General features: G+C 31.7%; 4 protein-coding genes. All 4 read left to right on the top strand.

Translation table 11 applies throughout. The features are described 5' to 3' along the window. Nucleotides 1–60: 60 nt before the first annotated feature. The 4 genes from EKL97_RS14885 to EKL97_RS14870 all read left to right on the top strand — a co-directional run bounded on the left by EKL97_RS14885 (nucleotide 61) and on the right by EKL97_RS14870 (nucleotide 6,114). Nucleotides 61–732, top strand: coding sequence for a hypothetical protein (locus EKL97_RS14885; protein ID WP_126569230.1), 672 nt, complete (start codon nucleotides 61–63; stop codon nucleotides 730–732). Between the two features lie 146 nt (nucleotides 733–878). Continuing rightward, nucleotides 879–4,052 carry an Eco57I restriction-modification methylase domain-containing protein gene (locus EKL97_RS14880; RefSeq protein WP_126569229.1) on the top strand — a complete coding sequence of 1,058 codons (3,174 nt, stop codon included), beginning with the start codon at nucleotides 879–881 and terminating at the stop codon, nucleotides 4,050–4,052. Between the two features lie 145 nt (nucleotides 4,053–4,197). Continuing rightward, nucleotides 4,198–5,628, top strand: coding sequence for a hypothetical protein (locus EKL97_RS14875; RefSeq protein ID WP_126569228.1), 1,431 nt, complete (start codon nucleotides 4,198–4,200; stop codon nucleotides 5,626–5,628). Between the two features lie 162 nt (nucleotides 5,629–5,790). Beyond that, on the top strand, nucleotides 5,791–6,114 hold the full coding sequence (locus EKL97_RS14870; RefSeq protein ID WP_126569227.1) for a type II toxin-antitoxin system RelE/ParE family toxin: 324 nt from the start codon (nucleotides 5,791–5,793) through the stop codon (nucleotides 6,112–6,114). Nucleotides 6,115–6,121 lie beyond the last annotated feature (7 nt).

Genomic DNA, 6,121 nt, shown 5'->3' with positions numbered 1-6,121 from the left:
AAAATTGTATCGAGAAGCAACTTTAAACTTTTCAAACCTTAAACCTTAAACTTTTCTATCATGAAAAAAATCAACACCTTCTGGAACTGGTTCCAAGACAACAATCAAACCATCAAAAACCTCATCAACGAAACCCCAAAAAACCAAAAACACATCAGCTTTTGGATCAACAAAAACCTCAGCTACTATTGCAAAGAAGTTGACTTTATGATTGTATATCCGAAAACCGAAAATGGAAAATTCGAGCTAATTTTAACCGCAAATGGCAACCCGGAATACTTTAACCAGGTAATCAATTTAATTGATAACGCACCGCAATTGAAAACCTGGAAATTCATCGCATTCATCCAACCAACCGAAAGAATTGAAGAAATTATGAAAGGTCTTGACGAACCGTATATCTTTCATGAGATGACTTTAAAAGCCAGCGAACTCACTTTTTTACCGCTGGAGTATCATGAATTATCGCATAAGGTAGACATTGTAGTTTTTTTAAAAAGTTACAATTTGTATTGTGATACAAAGACGTTACAACAAGCTATTTTCATCATCATGCAAGACATTTTAGGAGAAAAATCCCTATACCAAAACATCAATTTTGTGCAGTTGGCACAAGTACCAGAAAACAAGGAGGGATTGATTCAATTGTACGATTTTCAATTGTTTCTAGACAATCTAAACGGTGTGGAATTAAATAATTATTTTCTCAAAATGTGGGAAACCGTAAGGTAATCCCATTTACTCCGCATAACTTTGAAAAATCAATCCTATTCTAACTTTGAAAGTAGTGTTATTTATCAACCTAATTTGTTAATAACAAAATTCTTACACTACTTTCAAATTGTGTATTTTTAGATTCTCAAACAAAAGCGTTACCAATGTCATTATTTCAGCCCTCCGTACTCAAGAAATACTTGAGCCAACAAGATTCTGCCTTAATCCAAAAAGCCTATAAAAAATACGTCAAGTATTTTCATAATGCGGCCATTCAGGAAAATATTCGCAACAGTAAGGAGGAACAATTCCAAGAAGGATTCTTGCGCGAATTATTTGTGGACATTTTGGGCTACACACTAAATCCAGCAGCTAACTTTAATCTGACCACGGAACTTAAAAACATAAAAGGTGCCAAAAAAGTAGATGGCGCTATTCTCAAAGACGGAAATGCCCTCGGTGTAATTGAACTAAAAGGAACCAATACAAAAGACCTCGAAAGCATCCGCCAACAAGCATTTGATTACAAAGCCAACCAAACGGGTTGCATCTATGTCATCACTTCCAATTTCGAAAAGTTGAGATTCTACATCAACAATGCGGTGGACTTTGAGGAATTCAACCTTTTTACCCTCACCCACGTTGAATTCGAAATCTTCTACCTCTGTCTGGCCAAAGAAAATATCTTGGCCAACAAACCACTCAGCATAAAAGAAGCTTCGGTGGTGGAAGAAGAAAACATTACTAAAAAATTCTATGGGGATTATTCCGTATTCAAACGCGAATTGTACCGGGATTTGGTCAAGCAAAACCGATCTAACATCTTACTTAATGATTTACCCGAAAAGACTACTAAACTGATTCTTTTCCAAAAATCACAAAAATTGATCGACCGTTTTCTGTTTATTCTCTTTGCAGAAGACCGTGGACTGCTGGCTCCAAACTCCATTAATACCGTGCTTAAAGAATGGAAAGCATTGGCTGATTTGGATGTAGAAATGCCACTTTACGATCGCTACAAACAATACTTTGGCTATCTCGATACCGGACGCAAAGGCACCGACAAGAAAGAGGAAATCTTTGCCTACAACGGAGGACTCTTCCAGCCCGACACCATTCTTGATGCCGTGATCATCGACAACGAAATGTTGTACCGTCATACCTTAAAACTTTCTACTTATGATTTCGAAAGTCAGGTAGATGTCAACATTCTGGGACACATTTTCGAACATTCACTAAACGAAATCGAAAGTGTCAATGCCGAAATTGAAGGAACCGATTTCGACAAACAAAAAACCAAGCGTAAGAAAGACGGCGTTTTTTATACCCCGAAATACATTACCAAATACATAGTCGACAACACCATTGGTAAACTTTGTACGGAGAAAAAACAAGAACTGGGAATAATTGATGAGGAATATGCTAAAGGCCGCAAGAATCGCCAAACCACCACCATTATTAAACTGGACCAGCAACTCAAGGATTACCGCGATTGGTTGTTACAACTCACCATTTGTGATCCGGCTTGTGGCTCGGGAGCTTTCCTGAACCAAGCCTTAGATTTCTTGATTAGGGAACACGCCTACCTGGACGAACTCAACAAACAACTCTTTGGAGGTTTCTTTGTCTTTCCCGACATCGAAAACCAAATCCTGGAACACAATATTTATGGCGTTGACCTCAACGAAGAAAGTATCGAGATTGCGAAACTCTCCTTGTGGCTCCGAACCGCCCAACCCAAACGAAAACTGACTAGCTTAAACAACAACATCAAATGCGGCAATTCGCTTATTGACAGCAAAGCCGTTGCGGGTGACAAAGCTTTCAACTGGAAGGAACAATTCCCGGAAGTGTTTGCTAAAGGAGGTTTTGATGTGATAATTGGGAATCCGCCTTACGTTAGACAAGAATTATTTAAGGAACATTCTGGATTTCTATCAAAAAACTATAGGGTGTACTCAGGAAAGGCAGATTTGTTTACATATTTTTATGAGAAAGGATCAAATATTTTGAAGGAGAATGGAATTATTTCTTACATCTCTTCTGGCAAATTTTTTGAAGCCAGCTACGGAAAAGTATTGGTAAAATTTCTGATTGAAAATTTAACCTTTATAGAAGTAATAAATTTTGATGATCTAGATGTCTTTCAAGGAATAAGTGCTTATCCATTAATTTTTACTGCGCTAAAAACAAAACATAAAGAAGATTATAAATTCAATTATGTATTTGTACCAAAATTAGAATTTAATAGAATTGAAGATGCAGTTTTTAATCTCCCATATAATCCAATTCATATTAGTGATTTTATAGAAAGTGATTTTCAATTTTATTCTAGGGAAGTTTCAAAAATGATTAAAAAAATATCAAATAATTCTAAAACATTAAAATCATATTCTTCTTTACCATTAGTTGGCGTTAAAACTGGATTTAATGATGGTTTTATAACTTTTGAAGAAACAAAATATTCTAAAAAATATGTTTTTGGTAAGGACTTAAAAAGATATTTAACACCTAAATCAAATAACAACATAATTTTTCCGTACGAAAATTTAAATGGTGAATATGAATTATGTTCAGAAGAAGATTTAAAAGAAGAAATAGAGTATTTAAATTCAAACAAAAGCAAACTAATCTCAAGAGCCATAATAAATGAAGGGGTCAAAAAGGGTAATAAAAAATGGTTTGAATATCAACAAATTAATAAAAAAATAAACTTCAATTTAGAATATATTGTCTATCCAAATGTTTCATTGGGAAATAATTTCACTCTGTCTCAAGGAAATGTTATTGATATGACTGGTTTTATAATTCCATCAAATGATAAAGTTCTATTAGCAATTTTAAATTCAAAATTAATTAAATTCTTAATGGGACAATGGGCAATAACTAGAAGAGGTGGTTATCAAGAATATAAAGTACAGTATTTAGAAAAAATTCCAATAAAAATTTTTGAAAGTTCAATTAAAATTCAAGTAAGTGAATTAGTAGAAAGTATCATCTTATCTACAGATGAACATTTTGCATTAAGACAAAAATTACTTAAATATTTAACTTCGAATTTTAAAATTACTGAAACATCGAGAAAACTCCAAAACTGGCACGAATTAACCTTTGCAACTTTCATCATAGAACTCAACAAAGCTATAAAAACAAGAGGACAAACGCCACTCACCAAAAAAGACGAAATCGAATGGATGGATCTTTTTGAAGATTACAAAAAACAAGCTCAAACCCTTAAATTACAAATAGAAAGTACAGATAAGGAAATTGATAAAATGGTGTATGAGTTGTATGATTTGAGTGAGGACGAAATTGGGATTGTTGAAAGTTCAAATTAAAAGAGAAGCGTGTGTAGCGATTCACGAACACCAGAAAAACAATAAAGAAGCATAAGTTAAATTGGGATTGTTGAAGCACAAAGTCATTGCGCACAGAAAGAAAGTAAACTAAGCAAAAAAATATTAAATTACAAATTATGTTATTATGACTAGAGTATACATTGATAGCAATGTTTTTCGATATTTAAAAAACCCAAACTATTCTAGATTGTTAGAAAATCTTGTTGAACAAAAAGATAAACTAATTTTCTATTACTCATATGCTCATCTATCTGACCTAACTCGTGACAAAACCAATAAAAAATTTGAGGATTTACTTTTTATGGAACAATTAGTTGATAAAAATTATTTGAACTTAAAAATTGATGAAACTATTGTAAATGTTCAAATTGCATCACCAACAGAGGCGTTTAACAATTTAGATCATACACCTCTTTCAGAGATATTAAATTTTACAGAATTATTTTCAGAAATGGAATCAAACGAGATTGACACTCCTGAAATTATTGATGTCAAAGATAAAATGAAATTGATGTTCAATATGCCTATTGGCAATTTAGGAATTCCGAATTTTATTGATGACATAGGGGTAAATAATCCATTAATACGAATGTTACCCACTTTAGAAAATGGGAGTACTCTAATGGATTTAATAAAAGGTATGCTTGAAACAATTGATAATTTAAACCAAGACCCTTCAATTTGGAGAGGATTAAGAAACTATTCAATTGATGCACTAAATCTTAAAAAATTTAATATTGATATAAATAATAAAAACTTTGATAGTGAATTAAAAGATACGCCACTTCAAAAGAGTTTTATGGAATTTGTTGAAGAAACATTCATTCACAACAAAAGTTTAGAAAAGCAACGAGAATTTAATTTTTTCATCAATGCATACAGTTGTTTAAATATTCTGGGATTAGATAATGAAAAAAACAATAAGGTTGTCTTTTCTAGTTTTCAAAATGATGCACAACACGCTTATTATGCTGCTCATTGTGAATACTTAATTTCTGATGATGAACAATTGTTATTAAAAGCAAAAGTGCTATATAATTTATTTGGCATTGAAACAAAGGTTTTAAATCTGGCAGATTTTCAAAAAAATTATATTGAAATAGCCGGTGATCTAGAATTAAACACTGAAACTTATTATAAAAATTTAGTAAATGTTATCAAAAAAGAAGAGCTAGTTGAAGTATTGGATATAGAGGAACAAAACAAAAAAGTAATATTTTATAAATTAAAAAACAAACATTTTAATTTCTTCAATAGATTAAATTTAGTAATCGAAAATAATGATACACCTACATTTATTTTTTTTAATGAAATTTTAAATTATTCAAAATTTACTTCATTTAAAGAGTTTGAATCTATTACCAATAAAATAGTAAATATTTTAGGCTCCGATAATTTTGGTAGAGATAAATTTGATGAGGAGGATAAATCTGATATTGTTGAAAATAAATGGCGGGGTAGAATTTGGCGCTCAAATAATGAAAGTTTTTATTTAGAAATAAAGCCCAACGATTTTAAATTATGTTTCTTTTATATTCCAAACATTAAGATTTGATATGAAATTAAGTAGTAACAAAATAATCAATTCAAGAGCATTTTTTAAGAACTTCCAACACCTCCAAACCCTTATCAAACAACGCCTCAAAAAAATATACACTAATTAATTGATATTTGTTCACAAATATGTGAACATTTATATATCTTTGCAAAACCAATTATGGAGATTATCTTTAAAAAACCGTATTTATCAGACCTGTACCAGGGAATTCTAAAACCCCACAAGGAATATAAATCCAACCCTCAATTGGTAAAACAGTATGTGCAAAAAATCAATACGTTAAAATCCGTCACTCGCATTGAACAGTTGTATCAAATTAAAAGTTTACACTATGAAAAAAAAGAAGGCAATCTTAATGGCGTTAGTGCTATTTGGGTAAACGAGCAATACCGCATTCTTTTTAATGAAGTAGCTTCCACTTCAGGAGATCTCACCATCGATGTGTTAGAAATCGAGGATTTAAGTAAACATTACGAAAAATAAGGACAAA

This window comes from Flavobacterium sp. LS1P28 (assembly GCF_003970335.1).
Classification (GTDB): Bacteria; Bacteroidota; Bacteroidia; order Flavobacteriales; family Flavobacteriaceae; genus Flavobacterium.
The sequence above is the reverse complement of the archived record's forward strand: the minus strand, read 5'-3'. Positions and strand labels throughout refer to the sequence as shown.

Coding starts and splice junctions, on each gene's coding strand:
- EKL97_RS14885 (WP_126569230.1), top strand. CDS start 61: ATGAAAAAAATCAACACCTTCTGGAACTGGTTCCAAGACAACAATCAA.
- EKL97_RS14880 (WP_126569229.1), top strand. CDS start 879: ATGTCATTATTTCAGCCCTCCGTACTCAAGAAATACTTGAGCCAACAA.
- EKL97_RS14875 (WP_126569228.1), top strand. CDS start 4,198: ATGACTAGAGTATACATTGATAGCAATGTTTTTCGATATTTAAAAAAC.
- EKL97_RS14870 (WP_126569227.1), top strand. CDS start 5,791: ATGGAGATTATCTTTAAAAAACCGTATTTATCAGACCTGTACCAGGGA.